Here is a 19156-nt window from a genome sequence, read left to right as displayed (position 1 = left end):
ATATGGAAGATAGAATTTATATAGAACCAGGGTATAAAGTGTTGTATAATAATAAAAAAGCAATCATAACACGAATTATTGATATAGAAAAAGTTATGATTGAAGAAGTAGAATCAGGTACCATACAAACTGTTCCTATTAATGATTTATCTACTCATACTAAATCTAAAAAAACTCCTTTTCAAAGAGATGCGTTAACTGAAAAAGAATGGAATACTGCACAAGAAAGATATCAAATTATTAAACCTATTATAGAAGATCGCAGCAATACAAATTTAATCGAAGAAATTACTCAAAAACATAAGGTTAGTCAATCCACTATTTATAGATGGATTAAATCTTTTGACACCACTGGTTTGGTTTCTTCTCTTGCTAATAAAAGGCGTACAGGAGGAAAGAATAAGAGTAGGCTTATGGAAGCTCAAGAAGATATTATTCTCAACAAAATAAATTCTGTTTATCTAAATAAATCTAGAAAATCAATAACTAAAACGATAAGAGAGATTCAGTTAACTTGTAACGAGCTTGGAATTAAGTCGCCTCATCCCAACACTATACGCAATAGGATAAAGAGTTTATCTAATGAACTTACATTAAGAAAGAGGTTTGGTCACCAAGAAGCAAAATTCAAATATGAACCCATTAGAGGATCATTTCCTGGAGCAGATTACCCTTTATCTGTTGTACAAATAGATCACACTCCTGTAGATATTATACTAGTTGACCATGAATCAAGAAAACCATTATCTCGACCTTGGTTAACGCTGGCTATTGATGTCTATAGTAGGGTTGTTTTAGGAATTCATTTATCATTTGAAACACCAGGAGCATTAGGCACTGGAATATGTATTGCAAATGCAATTTTACCGAAAGAAAAATGGTTAGAAGATAAAGGTATAGAATCTGATTGGCCATGTTGGGGTATCATGAAAAAAATACATGTTGATAATGCAAAAGAATTTAAAGGAATAATGCTCAAAGACGCCTGTGTTGATTATGGTATAGAGTTAGAGTTTAGACCAATTGGATCACCTAATTATGGGGGACATGTTGAAAGGTTACTAGGAACTTTTGCTAAAGAGATACATAATTTACCAGGGACAACATTTTCTTCTAGTGCGGAAAGAGGGAGGTATAATTCTAAACAAAATGCATCTTTCACACTTAAGGAATTTGAAAAATGGTTAGTTACTTATATTACAAAGGTATATCACAATAAGATCCACTCGACAATAAAAACTACTCCTATTAACAAATATAGAAAAGGTTTATTAGGTAGTGAAGATCAAAAAGGAACAGGGCTTCCATTCCGTCTAAATAACGAAAGAAAAGTAAAGATTGATTTTCTTCCAGTAGTACAAAGATCTGTTCAAGAATATGGTGTTTTAATTGATCATATTTATTATTATGCAGACGTTTTAAGACATTTTATTCATGATACAAATCAAAATGGTCAAAAAGTAAAACATAAATTTAAAAGAGACCCAAGAGATATTAGTTTAATCTATTTTTTTGATCCAAATTCAAAAACATACTATGAAATTCCATATAGAGATACATCATTACCTTCAATCTCAATTTGGGAATACAGAAACATTGTTTCAAAATTAAAGGGGAACCAAATCGAAGTCAATGAGAATGCAATTTTTGAAGCGTATAGAGAATTGAATAGTATTGAAGAAAAAGCTATTAGAGAAACTAAACATAATAACAAAACAATAGAAAAAACTATTGAAAATATAGATAGTAAAGATCCAGTTGATGATATAGAATCTTCTGAAGATACTGAACCTGACATTACAATTACACCTTTTGAAGATATAGATGATGAAGCATATAACTGAAAGAACCAAAACGTTAATATTATCTTCTAGTGATTCCGAACGCATTGAAGCCATTAAAAAGTTCAAATGGATTGGTTATACTGAAGCTAATAATATTTTAGATAAAATGGAGGATTGCATGAACTATCCAAATAACCACAGAATGCCTAATATACTTATTGTAGGTGATTCTAATAATGGTAAGACTGCTCTTCTAAATCGTTTTAATATGAAAAACGAAGCATTTATCTGTGAAAAAACAAATAATTTAATAAATCCTGTTTTATTAATTCAAGCACCACCCGAACCAGATGAGCGTAGGTTCTACAATGCTATTTTAGAAAAACTATTTGCGCCTTCTAAGACATCTGAAAGGTTAGACAGTAGACAAAATAGAGTTATAAAACTATTACAAAAGTTAGAGGTAAAAGTTTTGGTTATTGATGAAATACATCATGTTTTAGCTGGTACTCCTAAAAAGCAAAGACTTTTCTTAAATGTTTTGAAGTATTTATCAAATGAGTTGAGGATACCCTTAGTATGTGCAGGAACTAAATTAGCATTCAATGCGATACAAACAGACCATCAATTGTCAAATAGATTTGAGCCAAACATTTTAAGAAGATGGAAAAACGATTTAGAATTTAAAAGACTCTTATTAAGCTTTGAAAGGATTTTACCTTTAAAAAAAGAATCTGGATTAGTACAAAATCACATTTCTAGTAAAATACTATCAATGAGTGATGGTTTAATTGGAGAAGTATCAAAAATACTAGAATTGGCTTCGATTTTTGCTATTGAAGATGGCTCTGAAAAAATCACAATCAAAGTTTTAAATTCTATTGATTATACAACACCATCAAATAGAAAAAAAGCATTTTTCAACAATGGTCTATATTAGGAATCTTAAGAAAAATATATTCCCATTCTATATTCCTCCATATGAAGATGAATTATTCTCTTCCTGGATTTGTAGATTATCTTATAATCATGGAGTTAAAAGTAGGACATTCATTAAGAACTATATCTTGGATAGTAACCCTAATATATGGAATCGTGATGTTGACTTAATGCCACCTAGTTATCTTAAAGATTTAATTTATAATCACACGCTACTTTCTAAAGAAAAAGTTGAGAACTTATTCTTATCAAAGTATATTGGGAAATCATTTTATAAAATTTCTTCAACAACAAAAAATGTATTGGCATTAGGTGTCAATCATAGACAACGAAATCGGTTTGGGTTACAATGTTGTATTTTATGTCTAAGAGAGTCTAACCCATATTATAAAACATCTTGGAGATTACTAACAACTATTGTATGTATAAGACACAAATGTTTATTAATTGATCGCTGTCAATTATGTGGATCTCCAATAGCATTTTACAGGGCTGAATTTGGAGGTAATCAAAGTGTTTTAGACAATGATTACAAACAATTGTACAATTGCTATCATTGTGGTTGTAAGATAGAAGATTTTGAACCAAAATACGTATCCGATTTTAATTTAAACTATCAAAAAGAAATAAATGAAATATTAACTATCGGTAAATATAAAAATGAATCTTCTATTCTTTATATTAATGTTTTGTTCCTTCTGTCACGAAGGTTAACATCTGATACAAAGGATAATAGGTTAAGAAATGGTGTTAACGAAGTCTTGAATGTAATATTTTTATTCAACAAAGAAGAAATGAAATTCTGGTCAGTTGAACAAAGAAGTCAAATATTTCCATTCGTACATAATTTAATTCATAATGAATATCATACTTTAAAATATATATTTAACGAGTATTTTATTATTAAAGCCCGAGTAATAAATAATGATTGGATAATCCCTTCATATTTAGATTCCCTTTTTTATGCTCCTTTTACGAATAAAAGTAAGTAAATACTTTTCCAAATTCTTGGTTAATAAATCGAGAGGAATATTCTTTTTGATATTTATTGATTTTAAAACTATTAGACCATACTTTTTTAAGATATCATCAAATTTATACTCTTTATTTTTAGATGATTTATTGGAGTAATAATATTTAGGAAAATTAATGATTCCGTTCATACTTTCTAAGAAGTTTTTGACTTGAAGAAAAGTTTGCTTGTTATTTGAGTATATAGAATGACTTAAATACACCACTCCCATCCTTTTTTCTGAGGTTTTGTGGATCAAAAAGAAATCATAAGACTTTTCTTTTACTTTTAATCGTATTTTTAGGATTATATACTTTCCCTCATGAATTAAGATTTCATAAGGTGTATCTATAATATTATTACTCATGTCTAAATCGAATTCAAAAGTTAAATATTTAACTCCTATAATATAATTTAGACTTTTTAGTTGAGTAAACATTTCTCTGTAAAAATTCTCATCAGTGTTTTTAGGGTCATATGAAATACTATTCACCCCTTGAATGGCTGAGCTATTACTTCTATTATTAGAACTTATTGCTAAAGATTCTACCAGAAAATCATTTATTTTTTTTAACTCATGTTTATTTAAGCTTTTCTCTTTATCAAGAATATCATACTCAGGAACTGAAGAAAAAAAAGGAATGTCAATCTTATTAGGTATTGATTCTATTTTTGAGTTTATATCGTTATAATCATAATCATATTGCTCTTCTGATTTAATAGAATCATTATAGCTAGGAAGGGTCAGAATATAACCTTTCACTTCATCATTTAAATATTGATCTACAACTCTAGGATCATTAATATTCAAAAACATCATTTTGTTTTTTTTGAACAATGGGTATTTAGATTTAACAGAATCGATAGAATATACTATATATTTATTTTCTGAAATTTTTTGGGCTTTAACTTCAATATCAAGTGGTCTATCAAAAGGAAACTTATAGATAATTTCACTTTCAAATACACTGTTATTAAATCTATAATTTTTTCTGTAATTAGTTAATACCTCATAAAATTTTATTAATGAGTGATTAAGAATATCTCTTCCTGATTTTTCATTTTCATTATTTATGTAGTTGAACTTAACCAAATGAATAACGTCATTTGTATTGATAATTTTTGAATTAAATAGATACAAATCTGAATCACCTTGCCTGTATATACCATTATCATCTTCATTAACATAATGTAATAAATACGTTATTAACTTAGTGGATTTATAATAAAAGAATTGAGCTATTAATGCCGTTGAGATGTAGAATAAATTACCTTTGGTACTAGATAAATGATAATATCTATTTTTACAGGTATCTGACAGAATTGTACCATAAAAGAAAGAATCATCATGATTTGCAACATATTTATTTCCCCATCTCTCTATCTTTAGAGTATGTTTTGATATATGTATACTTTCTTCTAATAGATTTGTTTTGACATTTTCACCTTTTGAATTAAATATATTTCCTAAACGGAGAGTAACTAAATTTTCTTCAGGCACATATACTGATATTCGATTTTTTAGATTCCAATTATTAGTATTAAAAAAATCGGGAGCTTTAGTACTAATAAATTCTAGACAACGAGATCTTTCATCTTGATTATCATATCTAACTTTTTCAAAATTAATCAATAACCAATAATCATATTGATTAACAGAAGCTTTCTGTAGCTCGATAATTGGTTTTTCTTTCATAAAGTGAGAATTTTAAAATGAATAATCTATTTAATGATTTTTTTAGGATAGAGCAATAAAGAGGGCTTTTGAAAACCCTCTTTCTGGAAGTTACTGTTTGTCATTAATGTCTATTCTAATATTCTCTCTGAGTTTTATATTTGAATGAATGAAGTTTCTACTTGCTAATAATCTTGAAACCTCATTATAAACCTGTTTTTCTCTTTTAGTATCTTTTATTGTAATGATTAAAGTGAAATCTTGATTTAAAATCTCTCCATCTTGAACTGCGAGGTTTTCAGCAAAATCTCGATATTCTCCTTTAACCTTTAAGAACCATTTTAGATTTCCGTTTAAAGAATCTCTTTTTCTTGCAGGCTTCATTTCATCTAAATTTACTGAGTATTTTTTTATCGGTTGATATTTCTTTCCATAGTTTAGAAGAAGTCTTTCCTTTGCATATTCACTAGTGTAGTCTTTTTTGAATTTAGCTCCATAATTAGATTCTAAAATCACATTCTGAGGATCTTGAGGTCCAATTGGGTTTAAAATAGTCGATTTGGTAACATCACGATTTTTTATGTTTTCATATGTTCCAAATTGTATTTTCAGATTAGACTGGCAATATTCAGCGCCCTGTTTTTCTCTTAAAATTGGTTGTGTTACAGCTGTTATTCGTATCTCTCCATAATAATTACCATCTTCATCTTTCAAACTATCAGGAAAAGGAAAATCTAATATTTCAATAAATTCACCTTTGTTAATATTCTCCTGTAAAATTAATGTTATTTCATGAGGATCATTATATATAATTTGATCAGCAGACTTAGGTAAACCAAATCCCATCTGATTAATTCTTTCATTCGAATTAAGAGATAAATTAGTAGGGTAATTAGCAGAGTGAATTGCAAGGCCTTTAAGTAATGTAGGATTGAACTCTTCATTGATGTTAAAATCTAACTCAGCTAATAAAGCTGTAACTCTTGGCGTTGAAAAACTGGTACCTACCATTTGAGAAACCGAACCATCTGGAGTTATAACATTAACTCCATTAGGAATTATTCGACCATTTGCCGTACCTGCGTTTCCTCCAAATGATACTAAATCAGGTTTTATTGTGTTTGCTGGTCCAGGACCAATTCTGGAAAATGGTGAGGGGTGATTTAATTCTGCTAAATCTTGATTATTTTTACTATGAGTAATTGATCCTACCACAAGAGATCTAATAGAATCACCTGACTTCGCCACTCTACTTTTGGGATAGCCATCTTTGAAATTAGTGCAATTCCCAACTGATTTACATATAACTACATCGTAATTTAATTGAATTTCATCTAAAGCTTTACCGAAGTCAGAAAATTCATTTAAATCAGATTCAGATATTGTTCCCAAAGATAAATTCCATATTTTTATATGACTATTATCTTTTATTGCATTCCTAATATTTTCGACCAACTCATCTTCATGAATATCTTCTCTGGAAGTATCTGGAAAAACTGTCGCATCAAAAATCATACACCCCGAAGCATTTGTCCACTTATTATTTTCTAATTCATCTCCGTAAACAATTAAACTTGATACACAAGAGCCATGAAATTGGTTGATAAAATCCTCAGGGTATGAAGAGTAGTTTTTGTTTAATAGCCATGGTTTTAGAAATTTATTTCTTGCAACCCCAGAATCTAAAACACCAACAATTGGATAGACTTTATTTTCATCAGGAATTTTAATATCAATTTCATTTTGACTGTTTAAAGAATCCATACTAAGTGAATACCTAGGCATTAATGTTATGGATTCTATAGCTTCAAATTCCTTTATTGAATCTAATTGAACTTTAGAAATATCACTAAGTTTAAAAATTATTAAACCAGAAGAGTAGTTTACTTTCTTAATTTTTATCCCTTGTTTAATGCAAAAGTTCTCAAATAATTGCTTGACTGCTTCATTAATGTCATAATTTAAGAAATCAATTAATGATACTTTAATTGTTTCAGCTTGATTTAAATCAATAATAAATGGTTCAAAAATTTGAATTGATTGAACAGCAGATATTCCTTTTGGATTTAAAGAATATTGATTAATGTTCTTACGAATAGCTTTACAATCTTGGAGATTATTTACTTTTACAATTGCACTATTTGAACCTATAAAACCTATTATATTGTTTTTAGTTTTTTCTCCATAAAACAATTTTTGAATATCAGCTCTATGAGACTTCGCAATGGCATCATCATTAATATCAATTTTTAATGTAACTGGAATGAAGGCTCTCTCTTTTGGCCTATTTTCAAATGCATTATCAATATTCTGTATAGATGATAATAAGTGCTCAACTCTTTGTGTAAGTTGATCTCCAGATAACTGCCATTTTGGAGGGGTTTTATCTCCTCCTCCCTCAACTCTTCGCTCATCAATTTGCGTACGTTTTTGGAAAAGCTTGATTGGTAATTTTTTTTTGTTCATTTTTTAATAGATTTATTCGTTATTAATTGCGTTACGGACCTGTCTAATTGATATATTTAGATATTCAGATATATGCTTTTGAGTAATATTACACTCACTTAAAAAACATATAAACTCTTCGGTATTATATTGGTTATTATTTTGATATTTAAAAAATTCACAAAATATTTCTTCATAATTAAAACTTGTTTTATCAATTATGGAATTATAATAAGTACTGTTAATAATTTTAATGATTTCAGAATGGGATAATGTCTTGAAACAATTTGATAATGTTTCAATTTTTTTATCATCAATATTTTCATTAAAATCATCAATTTTATTTAAATATTCTTTTATCAAATATTTAATTTCATTAACATCAGGTTTGCTAACATGTATCGTTTTCTCAAATCTTCTCCAAATCGCCCGATCTAGTAATTGTTCATGATTTGTTGCTGCAATTAATATCCCGCTATGTAAAAAATCATCGATATTTTGAAGTAAACTATTAATAACTCTTTTTAATTCACCTGTTTCATTATTATCATCTCTAGCCTTAGCTATGGCATCAAATTCATCAAGAAAAAGTATACAAGGTTTGTTCTTTGCATAATCAAACAATCGCCTAATGTTTTTTGCTGTATTTCCTAAAAGAGAAGATATTAAAGAATCAAATCTTGCGATTACAATGGGGATATTTAATTCTTTTGCAATATGCATTGCTAAAGTTGTTTTTCCACATCCAGGAGGACCATATAATAATAGAGATAAATTCATCTCAAAACCTTTACTTTGAATTTGATCTTTTGATCTTATTAAAGAAAGAAAATTATTGATTGGCTCTTTCAAACTAGGAGAAATGTTTACGTCTAAATCAATATTGTCAGGTAAAATTACATCAGCTATATTTAACCTAGTGTCGTTATCAACAGGAGCTTCAAATAACTCATCTTTAAATACTGGTAGGTTATGATGTCCATTAATGGTTGCCAGGATTTTCTCTGCCAATTTAACTTCACCATTCTCTTTTAGCTTGTTTGCTAAATGTCTTGAATAACTTAAAACTTTCTTGTTATCATTTTTAAGACTTCCTTCTATTATTTTGATTAACTCTGTATACATAGTTGCTTTTTTAATACTTCACAATGCAAATATATACAAAAATCGTATTAACGTGCGTTATTTTGTTATATTTACATCGTTAATCGTGATTATTCTACTAAAAATCGTAATATTTTACACTTATTTGGTTTATTTGCAAATGTTAAGAATTAAGTCTTATTAAACGTTCGTTTTATGAGACAGAGTGGAATTATTCAATTTTCTAATCAAACCTGTCTTTTTTATTGTCTTTTTTATTAGTTTCGTAAATAATAGTTTTATGAGACATATATAAGAAATTGTATGAAGGTTGGTTATGCAAGGGTAAGTCGCCCAGGACAAAATTTAGAAACTCAAATTACATTACTGAAAGAAGCTGGTTGTAAAAAAATATTTTCGGATGTTGCAAGCGGTGTAAGAGAAGATCGAGAAGGATTGAATCAAATGCTTTCCTATGTTAGAAAGGGTGATTTAATTATTATCTATAAAAATGATAGAATCTTTAGATCACTTAAGAATATGGTTGATTTAATTGAGAAATTGGGAAAGATGGAGGTTAACTTTAAAAGCTTAACAGAACCTCAATTCGACACTACTTCAGCTAATGGTAAGTTCTTACTTCAGATTTTTGCTTCGGTGGCCGAATTTGAAAGGAATTTAATCAGTGAACGGACAAAAGCTGGATTAGTCAATGCTCGTAAAAGAAAAAAACATTTAGGTCGTCCAAGAGGTTTTAAAAAAGAGACCTTAGAGAAATATAATTATGCAAATCATCTTTATAAAAATATGAACGTGCCAATAATTGAAGCTTGTAATAAAGCAAATATCAGTAAAGCTACATTTTATAGAGTCGACAAACAATCAAATTAATAATGTTATTTATGGAAGGAGAAATTACTAAAATTGAAAAGGAAACAGGAATGATTTACGTTTCAACTGATTCAGGAGATTCTATTTTTGAAATGATTTCTGATGATAATTTATCTGTTGGTGATAAATTGTATTGGAGAGAACATAATCCATTTGGAGATTGTATGGTTACGAATTTAACTACTGGAGAGAAAATAGGAGTATATTTTCAAGACCATTAAATAGATAACTGGTTATTGAAAAAGTCGTTATAAAAAAAGAGACTACCCTTTTTTTATCGAATAGTCTCTTTTTTGTTAGGATATTTCTGAGTAACAAGGTAAATTGTATTTAACATATTCATCAAATTCTAACAATGAGTTTGGGTATTCCTGAATGAATAAGTACAAACTTCCTTTTGGTTTTTTAAAGTCCTTAAAAACTTTGTTATGTAAAACCTTTTCTTGAGTCTTATACTGTTTTATATAATCATTGTGATTGTCTATATGAAGTTCTCTTTTTTGTATTTTTGGAACGATATTATTGACACAGCAATGATAGTTGAATCTTTCAGGATAACTTCTAGAGTTACTCAAAATTGACTTAGGTAATAATATTATAGGTTTACCTTTATAATATGGAAGATGCATTTCTTTAACTTTCCAAATAAAGTTCTCTTGACAAAAATATTTAACCTTATAAGGTTCAGTTGTAATTCCATATTTTTTACACTGGTTTAATGTAAATTCAGCAAAAATATCTTTAGCAATATCTGAAATAATATCAGACATATTGTCTTGACCAATACCTTCAACATTTAACAATATATGTCTCGCTTCATGGGTAATCGTAATATTATTTTTTACAAATATATGATCACTTAATGAAGTGTATATATTACTGGCTTTTTCTTTAGCAATACCTTTACCTTTGTTAGATTTTGAGTATCCTAAATGATATTCATTTGGTTCTGATAGATTTGCTAAAAATGTAATAGCTTTTTTTTCTGATTTAGGATTGATTAAATCTGTAATCACATATTTAAAGAATACATCATGACGTGCCTTGACTTGAGAAGCTGTTGGATGTGAGCTATTAAAAATTTGATAAGGGCAAATAAAAGCCTTTAAATCCTCATCAAGAGGAATATTGATATGATCTGTATCCAGATCTTGAATACCGAAGTATTCATTAAAGTTTACTTTATGCATATTATTTTTTATAAAGTATTAATTAAAGTGTAGCAAATATTTAATAGGGTTTAACTGCATGCTACTTTCACAGTTTCTTAAAAAATAATAATTATCTAATCATACGCATCATTTTAAGTTAAACACTAGATGTATGTTTGTATTACAAACATACATCCCTCTTTCAATGTTTCAAATATAAACATTTATTTTGGTTTTAACAAAAAAGTGTGTATATTGTAGTTGTAATTAGTATTGTTTTGTTTATCATTTAAACATATTTACTATTTTAGCAAACTTTAAAGGGATCGGTATGGATAAATTTAAGGAAGGTATATACCTTTATATAGGGAGAAATATTAAGAACCTAAGAAGAGAAAAAGGGTTAAGTCAAGAAACTTTATCTAATCTACTAGTAATTAGTCGCTCATCTTTATCTAACATAGAAAGTGGTAGGCATCATGTTTCATTGTCAACTTTATATATGATCGCAAATTATCTTGAGATAGAGATTTCATCACTGTTACCTTCATTAGAAGATATTAAATTACAAGAGAAAAAAGCATCACATAATTATTTGAAATATTTGGAGCCTGATAGCTTTAATTCTTTGGAATTAGATAGTCTAGGAAGTGTAATTGATAAAATAATTTCATCATGAACAAATTTATAGAAGAAAAAGCCACAAAAATTTTGTCGGAATTGAATATCGAAAAATGTGATTTTATTGACGTTTATAAAATTGCAAAACATTATGGTATTGATGTTCAGCCTGAAGTATTAGAAGATTCAATATCAGGAGTATTAATACTTAAGGAGGATAATGTTTATATTAGGTATAATAAATCTCATGATGAAAAGAGGCAGAGGTTTACAATATCCCATGAATTGGGGCATTTTTTCCTGCATAGTAGATTCCCTATTTTTGTTGATAAAGGTGAAAACAGATTATACAGAAATCAAGATTCATCTACAGGTGAATTAAAAAAAGAAAGAGAAGCAAATGCATTCGCAGCTGCATTATTGATGCCTAAATCTTTTATTGAATATGAAATAAACTTAATTGAGAAGAATGTTAATTCTGATGCAGTAGAATATTTAGCAAAAAAGTTTAATGTTAGTATCCAAGCAATGTCATTTCGCCTAGCTAACCTAGGTTATGGTCTGTTTTAATTATTTAGTGAATAAACGAAGAAAATTTTCATGCACCACTATAAAAACTGTAAGAAATTAGATAATGGTACATTTTATTGTTTAAAATGTAATCAAAAGTATAAATTAAAGTATGATGAATTAAAAGCTCCATATAAAGAAGAAGGATGGCTCAATTGTACTGTGGGAATTTACTTTTACATTGGAATTTAACGAATGAACCATATTTAGTCCCAATTCCTGGAAAGAATACTGATAGTTGATTTTTTTTCACAAAAATATACTAGTTTTGTATTAATAGAACCCATCAAGCTTCCTGAATATAGCGTACCCAGATGGGTCATTTTTTTTATAAATTTATTAGAGTAAATTAATAAAAGTTAATTTTTAAAATGTAATAGTTTACGCTATAAGCTTATGAAAATGAAATATTATTTTATTATCATTTTTTGTTTTATATTGTGGGTATTCTTATGGAATTAACGGGTTTCATTACAGCTCTTTTTTAGAGAATGGTGTATCATTATTTCTAAACATATGGTATTAAATTAGAACTTATTTTTAATTATGTAACCCGTGTATATGTCTTGTATTTTTTTACAGGACATATTTGTTTTATTATATATTATGGAGGAAATATTACTAGAAGATATTGAAATTCAAGCAAGGGAATTAATGAATAGATATAATTTATATCATAATTATATTCATATTTCTCATGAAAGATTGAGTTAGATATATTTAAACCTTAAACCCAAAAAAATAGGTATACCATTAGAATGGAAAGAAAATAAATTGTATAACCCATTTTATGTTCATAAACGAAGAAAACAAATTGCTAAATCAGTTTCTAAAAAAAAATTGAATGGAACATATATGCCATCCAAACCAATGGTGAAAAATATTCCAAAACCATCTGGAGGAATACGAAAGATTTCAATTTATCAAATTCATGATTCTGAGGTCTCTGATCGATTTTATCATAATCTTTTGAAAAAAAAAGTGATCACAAAGAACAAAAAGAATAATGAATGTATTTGAAAATTTTATTGTTAAGGTTAGTATCTTAATAGATTCTGTAGGCTTTAGTTTGACTGATGTTTTTACTGTTGTGACTGCTATAGCAACAACTATAATAGCGTATTTAACATATAAAACAAATAAAGGACAAAAGGAAATATCAGCAGATAAACTTAAACAAGCTGAAGAGCAGAATGCTTTATTTGATAAACAAATAAAATATTCGTATTTACCAACTATTGTATTTGATAGAAAGTTTAAAGGTTTACTTTCTTTTGATGGAGATAGAATAATAAGTAGAAGTTTTCCTATGTGGACTTTCAATGAAACAACTACTAGAGATAGTCAATATTTTCGATTAATAAACATTGGTAATGGGATAGCTAAGAATGTGAATGTAGAGTATTATTTTAATCACGAATTATTAGTCAAGTACATTGATGGTTTAGAAAATGTGACAAATATTAAATATGAATTTATTGAAGAAAATAATAAAATAGTTTTAAAAATACATGATTTTGAGTTGTATAGGTGTTATGAAGGAATGGAAGAACATGTTATAGGTAATATATTTAAAGAAGATGAGATTTTAATACCTATTTGTGAATCGTATTTCGGTTTTTTAGTCATTATACAAAGAATCGCTGAAAATTCGGAGCTCTCAATTGTTGAAAATATTCCTATATTAAAATGTAAGGTAGTCTATACAGATCAAGAAAATGATCAGTATTCAATAAATTATAAAGCAAATATAAATTTAAAACCTTTATCAAGAGAAATAGATGTAATTTGGATTGAAGAAGGCAGTATATCGCTAAGTGTGTAAGTTATTCTGCCTGCCATTTCTTACATTCTTTTGTAATAATCTCATTTACTTTTGTGTTTTCTCATTTTCTTTTGTAATTGACAGCTTTTAAGGCTATAGGTAGCGCACCTTTAATAGGTTGAAGATCTCCATTGAGCGATAATTCACCCATAACAATAAATTCATTGATTGCTGAAAAGTTTACTTGTCCTGAAGACATCAAAATACCTAGAGCAATAGTAGCATCATAAGCTGAACCTTCTTTTCTAATATCGGCAGGGGCCATATTAATTACAATCTTTTTTCCCGGCCTACGATATCCAATATTTTTAATAGCTGCTTCAACACGGTGTTCGCTTTCTTTTACGGCAGAATCTGGCAGACCTACCAAATAATATTTGAGCCCGATATCCATATTTACTTCAATAGTGATTTTGGTGGCTACTATTCCCATTAAAGCACAGGCAGAGAGTTTAATAAACATTTCTTTAAAATTTAGATTGCTCTCTAAAATATGAAAAAATTATCAGAAAATTGTAAAATACAATTAAGTAACTTTTTGTTAGTTAAATAGTTATTTATGTTTTCAAAATGCGGGATAAAACATTATTATTATGGCAAATATTTATTGAAGCGCCATGTCCCATCCTTTCCAAACAGCTTCATAGCCATTTTTTTTGAGCATTTGTACGATCTCTTGCGTGGGTCTTTCATCAGATATTTCAAACTGTTCTAAACTTTCAGGATCTACAGAATAACCACCAGGATTTGTTTTAGATTCGGCACTCATACTGGTGATTCCGAGTTTGATAATATGATCCCTGAACATTTCACTTTCTCTGGTGGAAATAGAAAGTTCTACTTCTGGGTTAAAAAGTCGGTAAGCACAAATAAGCTGTACTAATTCTTTGTCAGAAAGGTAAATATTTGGTTCAAATTCGCCTTCATGAGGACGTATTCTGGGAAAAGAGATAGAGTAAATTGTTTGCCAATATTTTTTTTCCAAATAATCTAGATGCAAAGCTGTAAAAAAAGATTCGGTTCTCCAGTCTTCTAGTCCTAAAAGTGCTCCAACTCCTATTTTATGAATCTGAGCATTTCCAAGTCTGTCTGGTGTATCAAGGCGATAATCGAAATTAGATTTTTTTCCTCTGGTATGATAGTTTTGGTACGTTTCTCTATGATATGATTCTTGATAAACTAAAACTGCATGAAGTCCTGCTGAAATAAGCGATTCATATTCATTTTGTTCAAGGGGTTGTACCTCAATAGAAATATATGGAAAATAGGGTTTTACTAATTCAATAGCATTCTTTAGATAGCTAACGCCCACTTTTCTATTGGCTTCACCTGTTACCAAAAGAATGTGCTGATAGCCTAAATTTCTAATGAACTTTGCTTCTTCTATAATTTCTGCATCAGTTAAAATTCTCCTTTTAATTCTATTGTTCATCGAAAAACCACAATAGGTACAAATATTTTCACATACATTAGACAAGTACATGGGAGCGTACATCTGAATTCCTTTACCGAAACGCTTGATGGTTAACTGATGACTTTTTTGAGCCATTTGTTCCAAAAAAGGCAGACCTGCAGGGGAAATAAGGGCTTTGAAATCTTCAAGATCTAGGTGCTCTTTAGCCAGTGCATGTTGTACGTCTTTGGTGCTTTTTTGGTAAATACTTTCTTTGGTAATTTCCCAGTTATAGCTATCAAATACTTTTTGGAAACTCATTAATGTAGATTTTTCTTTAACAAAATTCCACATTAATCTAGAATTGAGATGATATTTTTCTCTTTTTTTTAAACTTTGTATAAATTCACGATATGAGAAATAAAATTTTACAGCTAAGTATCCTTTTCATCGGAATCGTTTTTTCGGGTTTTGCCCAAATGAGCATTGGAGATACCCAAGAGGGAATAATGAGTTATTATAATGATAATTTGCACGGAAACAAAACAGCAAATGGTGAGGTGTATGACAAAACTAAAATATCTGGAGCTCACAAAACTTTACCCTTTCATACCATAATTGAAGTGGTAAATATTGAAAATAAAAAAAGTGTTTTTGTAGAAATTAATGACCGACTTCCTAAAGATGCCAAAGAATTTTTAAGAGTATCAAGAGCTACTGCTGAGAGTTTGAGTTTTACTGAACGTGGGAAAGTAAAGGGAAGATTGAAAATTATTCAGTATAAAAACAACAGTCATCTAGTAAGAAGAATGGCGCCTAGAACAACCGATAAATCTTTTTCTCAAGTAAAAAAGGAAGCCGTAAAGCTTGCTGACACTTCTAAAACCAATTTTCCAACAATTGTAGGGCACTCTGTAAAACCTTCGGTATATGGAATCCAATTGGCAGCTTTTTCAAGCTTGGAAGCTATTGAACAAATAAAAGAAAAAGCAAAAAAGATGGGATTTTCGGAGAATGAAGACTTATTTATTTTTAAGGAACAGGCGAATGGAAAAACCATTTACAAGCTTGTAGGAGGGCTTTACTCAAGAGAAAAAGCAAAAGCAAAAGCTATGCAAATAGCAAATAGTTTCCCAGATGTTTTTTTAGTGAAAATTAAATTAAGTTTATAGTGAAAAAAGCAAGTTTATTATTATTGTTCCTTTTGACTTTTAGTTCTTTGTCTTATGGTCAATTTGCAAATAGTCAAAAAAGAGGAAAATGGCGTTTTGGAGGGAATATAGGTGGTACTTTTGGGAATACAACCAGTATTTTGGTCGCACCATCAGCTATTTATGATTATAATAAATACCTTTCTTGGGGAGGAGGAATTACCTTCCAATATGCTGGAAATAATTTGAATTCGGCTACTCGTTTAGGAGTTAACTTAATCGGGTTGGTAAATCCTATAGAAATGATTCAGTTTTCTACTGCATTGGAATATTCTCGAATAAAATTTTCAGATCAATTACCCTCTTATATCCCCTCATTATTTTTGGGAATAGGGTATAGAACAGAAAATGTTACTGTTGGTTTAGAATACGATGTATTACATGAACCTGGTAAAAGTCCACATTTAAGAACACAACCTTTTATACGGGTGTATTTCTAAGAATCTAGATAGAGTTTACAAAAAAACGCCTTTTCGAATTTCTCGAAAAGGCGTTTTTTTATTCAAAATGAAGAATTTAGAAAATCGTTTCTATAGGTTTTATAAATGTTCTTTTGGATCCCATTGAATATTCCATACCGAAAGAAATATTTCAATTTTTGGCAGTCCTATTTCATGTCGCCTTTTATTTACGTTTTCAGGATCTTCAACAGGAAGTAAGAAAGGTTTACCTGTAATAGAGTCTCGTCCAAGTTGGGATCCGTAAATTTGTTTATTCCTTTGTTTGAGAGCTACTTGATCTTCTATGAAGGAGAGTTGTGTAGAGCTTACATTTCCTTCTTTATAAGCTTCCCTAATCATGGGTAAATACTTCAATTGGTTCTCTAGTTTTGTTTCTAAAATAGTTGTGTAGAGTGTATGGCTTCCTTTTAATCCAATTCTTTTTTGAGGTTGCCAGCCTTTTCTATCCAAGATTTCTGAAACAATTTCAAAGTTTAAAGAATCGGTGCTTCTAATTTGTTCAAGAGCTTCGGAAACCTCCTGAGATTTTTCCCCATATTCTTTCACCGTTTCAAAATATTTTTCTCGATACATTTCTTTAAAGAGACGGACAGTGTCTAGTTTCCCTACAACTTCTTTGTCAAAGTGTTTTTCATATTCATTTTTGTTTATAAGAATTGCTACAAGTATTTCTTTCCATCTTGGGTCTTCATGTAGGGTTTGAAAATGAAGGTCTTTTACAATATAATCATACATCCTGAATTTAGACTGATCAATCATTTTTGATAAATAGAAAAAGGCTTTATCTTTATTTCCAGCCATTGAAAATGCTTTTGCAGCATCCATCTGATGATGGGGTAAATCTATTGGCGCATTGGCTAGGGCTTCTTCATATTTTTCTGAGGCTTCTTTATATTGTTCCGTTTTCAACAAAGAATTTGCTTCTTTAACTTTTTGATTGTAAATTTCAAATTCCTGTGCAAAGCCAAATTGAAGGCTAATCAAGAAAATAAAGACTGCTGACATGAGTTTTTTCAAAGCGTGAGAATTTTAACTGTATTATAAATTATAGAGGAAAATGAGTCCAAAACTATTTGAACTTGCTTGTTGTCTTTCTCCGTAATATTTGGAGAAAGAGGTATTTGCTTTATGTGTAGAAAAATCTCTTTCTAATTGCATATTAAGTCCAATATCAAAAGATTCTGTTACATTAAAAATAAGATCTAAACGGATTCTTGCACCATATTTCCAGCTGTTATATACATCTTCATTAGTTTTAGAAAGGTATTCAAAAGAATCGCTAATGTCTTTTTTTACTTTTTATAGTACTTCATGGCTTCTGGTAGCCATCCATTCAAATCTTTAACACGTCTTGATGAGCTTGGGTGTGTAGAAAGAAACTCTGGTGGTGCTTGACCGCCAGCTGCCTGCATTCTTTCCCAAAATTTTGGAGCTTCTGCTGGGTTATATCCTGCCATTGACATAAAAATCAATCCCATGTGATCTGATTCACTTTCATGACTTCTCGAGAATTTCAGCATTCCTAGTTTTGAACTTACACCAGCTGCTTGAAGCAAAATTTGCTTAAAAGAAGAAGGATTATTTGAAACCCAAGATGATAATCCTGCAAGGCCTACTTGAGCCACTACTTGGTTTGAAGCTCTTTCTCCACTATGATTTGCAACAGCATGAGCAATTTCGTGTCCCATAACTACTGCCACACCTGTTTCTGTTTGACACACAGGAAGTATTCCTGTATAAAAAGCTACTTTACCACCAGGCATACACCAAGCATTTACCGTGTTTTCTTCTATCAAATTATATTCCCATTCAAAACCAGCAAGTTTACTAGAAAGACCTTTTTCAGCATAATATTTTTCTACAGCTTTTTGAATCCTTTGCCCTACACGTTTTACCATTGCCACATCTTTTTGATTGGTTGATAATTTTGCTTTAGAAAGGGTTTCTTTATAAGCAGAAAAACTATTGCTTGTAAGTTGAGAAGAAGGAATTAAGCTAAGTCCCTTTCTACCTGTAATAGGGTTTGTGTTACATGAAAATATGAAAATAGCGACTAGAGCTATACTCATCAATGATAATTTTACTTTCATTTTGA

17 protein-coding genes and 1 pseudogene are annotated in these 19156 nt (G+C 29.4%); 10 read left to right on the top strand and 8 right to left on the bottom strand.

The window, feature by feature from the left end; all coding sequences use genetic code 11:
- Positions 1–2 precede the first annotated feature (2 nt).
- The 3 genes from N4A45_07110 to N4A45_07100 are packed head-to-tail and all read left to right on the top strand — an operon-like array spanning position 3 to position 3715.
- Positions 3–1844 (top strand): DDE-type integrase/transposase/recombinase, encoded by a 1842-nt coding sequence (locus N4A45_07110; protein MCT4664987.1) that lies wholly within the window; start codon positions 3–5, stop codon positions 1842–1844.
- Positions 1825–2724 carry a TniB family NTP-binding protein gene (locus N4A45_07105; protein MCT4664986.1) on the top strand — a complete coding sequence of 300 codons (900 nt, stop codon included), beginning with the start codon at positions 1825–1827 and terminating at the stop codon, positions 2722–2724. The genes N4A45_07110 and N4A45_07105 overlap by 20 nt, the downstream gene beginning before the upstream one ends.
- A complete protein-coding gene (locus N4A45_07100) occupies positions 2711–3715 on the top strand; it encodes a TniQ family protein (GenBank protein ID MCT4664985.1) in 1005 nt (334 codons plus the stop codon). The genes N4A45_07105 and N4A45_07100 overlap by 14 nt, the downstream gene beginning before the upstream one ends.
- Here the strand turns inward: N4A45_07100 and N4A45_07095 are convergent.
- The 3 genes from N4A45_07095 to N4A45_07085 all read right to left on the bottom strand — a co-directional run bounded on the left by N4A45_07095 (position 3671) and on the right by N4A45_07085 (position 8980).
- Positions 3671–5431 carry a hypothetical protein gene (locus N4A45_07095; protein MCT4664984.1) on the bottom strand — a complete coding sequence of 587 codons (1761 nt, stop codon included), beginning with the start codon at positions 5429–5431 and terminating at the stop codon, positions 3671–3673. The genes N4A45_07100 and N4A45_07095 overlap by 45 nt on opposite strands.
- A 90-nt stretch (positions 5432–5521) precedes the next feature.
- Entirely contained in the window at positions 5522–7876 is a 2355-nt protein-coding gene (locus N4A45_07090; protein ID MCT4664983.1) for a S8 family peptidase, read from the bottom strand.
- Positions 7877–7888: 12 nt separating this feature from the next.
- Positions 7889–8980, bottom strand: coding sequence for an ATP-binding protein (locus tag N4A45_07085; protein MCT4664982.1), 1092 nt, complete (start codon positions 8978–8980; stop codon positions 7889–7891).
- A gap of 282 nt (positions 8981–9262) precedes the next feature.
- Between N4A45_07085 and N4A45_07080 the strand changes: the two genes are divergently transcribed.
- Positions 9263–9829, top strand: a complete 567-nt coding sequence (locus N4A45_07080; GenBank protein MCT4664981.1) for a recombinase family protein — start codon at positions 9263–9265, stop codon at positions 9827–9829.
- Positions 9830–9840: 11 nt separating this feature from the next.
- Entirely contained in the window at positions 9841–10050 is a 210-nt protein-coding gene (locus N4A45_07075; GenBank protein ID MCT4664980.1) for a hypothetical protein, read from the top strand.
- A gap of 75 nt (positions 10051–10125) precedes the next feature.
- Here the strand turns inward: N4A45_07075 and N4A45_07070 are convergent, their stop codons facing one another.
- Positions 10126–11019, bottom strand: coding sequence for a hypothetical protein (locus N4A45_07070; GenBank protein MCT4664979.1), 894 nt, complete (start codon positions 11017–11019; stop codon positions 10126–10128).
- Between the two features lie 292 nt (positions 11020–11311).
- Between N4A45_07070 and N4A45_07065 the strand changes: the two genes are divergently transcribed.
- The 3 genes from N4A45_07065 to N4A45_07055 all read left to right on the top strand — a co-directional run bounded on the left by N4A45_07065 (position 11312) and on the right by N4A45_07055 (position 13996).
- A complete protein-coding gene (locus tag N4A45_07065) occupies positions 11312–11659 on the top strand; it encodes a helix-turn-helix domain-containing protein (GenBank protein MCT4664978.1) in 348 nt (115 codons plus the stop codon).
- Positions 11656–12171 (top strand): ImmA/IrrE family metallo-endopeptidase, encoded by a 516-nt coding sequence (locus N4A45_07060; protein ID MCT4664977.1) that lies wholly within the window; start codon positions 11656–11658, stop codon positions 12169–12171. The genes N4A45_07065 and N4A45_07060 overlap by 4 nt, the downstream gene beginning before the upstream one ends.
- Before the next feature lie 1006 nt (positions 12172–13177).
- Positions 13178–13996: a hypothetical protein gene (locus N4A45_07055; protein MCT4664976.1), complete on the top strand. Its 819-nt coding sequence runs from the start codon at positions 13178–13180 to the stop codon at positions 13994–13996.
- 82 nt (positions 13997–14078) lie between these two features.
- Here N4A45_07055 and N4A45_07050 read toward each other — a convergent pair.
- Both N4A45_07050 and thiH read right to left on the bottom strand, forming a co-directional pair.
- Positions 14079–14459: pseudogene (locus N4A45_07050) on the bottom strand (magnesium chelatase).
- A gap of 141 nt (positions 14460–14600) precedes the next feature.
- Positions 14601–15710: a 2-iminoacetate synthase ThiH gene (gene thiH / locus N4A45_07045; protein MCT4664975.1), complete on the bottom strand. Its 1110-nt coding sequence runs from the start codon at positions 15708–15710 to the stop codon at positions 14601–14603.
- A gap of 92 nt (positions 15711–15802) precedes the next feature.
- On the opposite strand from thiH, the gene N4A45_07040 reads away from it, so the two are divergent.
- Both N4A45_07040 and N4A45_07035 read left to right on the top strand, forming a co-directional pair.
- Entirely contained in the window at positions 15803–16561 is a 759-nt protein-coding gene (locus tag N4A45_07040; GenBank protein MCT4664974.1) for a septal ring lytic transglycosylase RlpA family protein, read from the top strand.
- Positions 16561–17040 carry an alpha-ketoglutarate decarboxylase gene (locus N4A45_07035; protein MCT4664973.1) on the top strand — a complete coding sequence of 160 codons (480 nt, stop codon included), beginning with the start codon at positions 16561–16563 and terminating at the stop codon, positions 17038–17040. Before N4A45_07040 ends, N4A45_07035 begins: the two co-directional genes overlap by 1 nt.
- A 99-nt stretch (positions 17041–17139) precedes the next feature.
- Here the strand turns inward: N4A45_07035 and N4A45_07030 are convergent, their stop codons facing one another.
- Positions 17140–18066 (bottom strand): hypothetical protein, encoded by a 927-nt coding sequence (locus tag N4A45_07030; protein ID MCT4664972.1) that lies wholly within the window; start codon positions 18064–18066, stop codon positions 17140–17142.
- Positions 18067–18353: 287 nt separating this feature from the next.
- Positions 18354–19151, bottom strand: coding sequence for a M48 family metallopeptidase (locus N4A45_07025; protein MCT4664971.1), 798 nt, complete (start codon positions 19149–19151; stop codon positions 18354–18356).
- Between the last annotated feature and the right edge of the window lie 5 nt (positions 19152–19156).

It is taken from the genome of Flavobacteriales bacterium (assembly GCA_025210805.1).
In the GTDB taxonomy this organism is placed as follows: Bacteria; Bacteroidota; Bacteroidia; order Flavobacteriales; family CAJXXR01; genus JAOAQX01.
The sequence above is the reverse complement of the archived record's forward strand: the minus strand, read 5'-3'. Positions and strand labels throughout refer to the sequence as shown.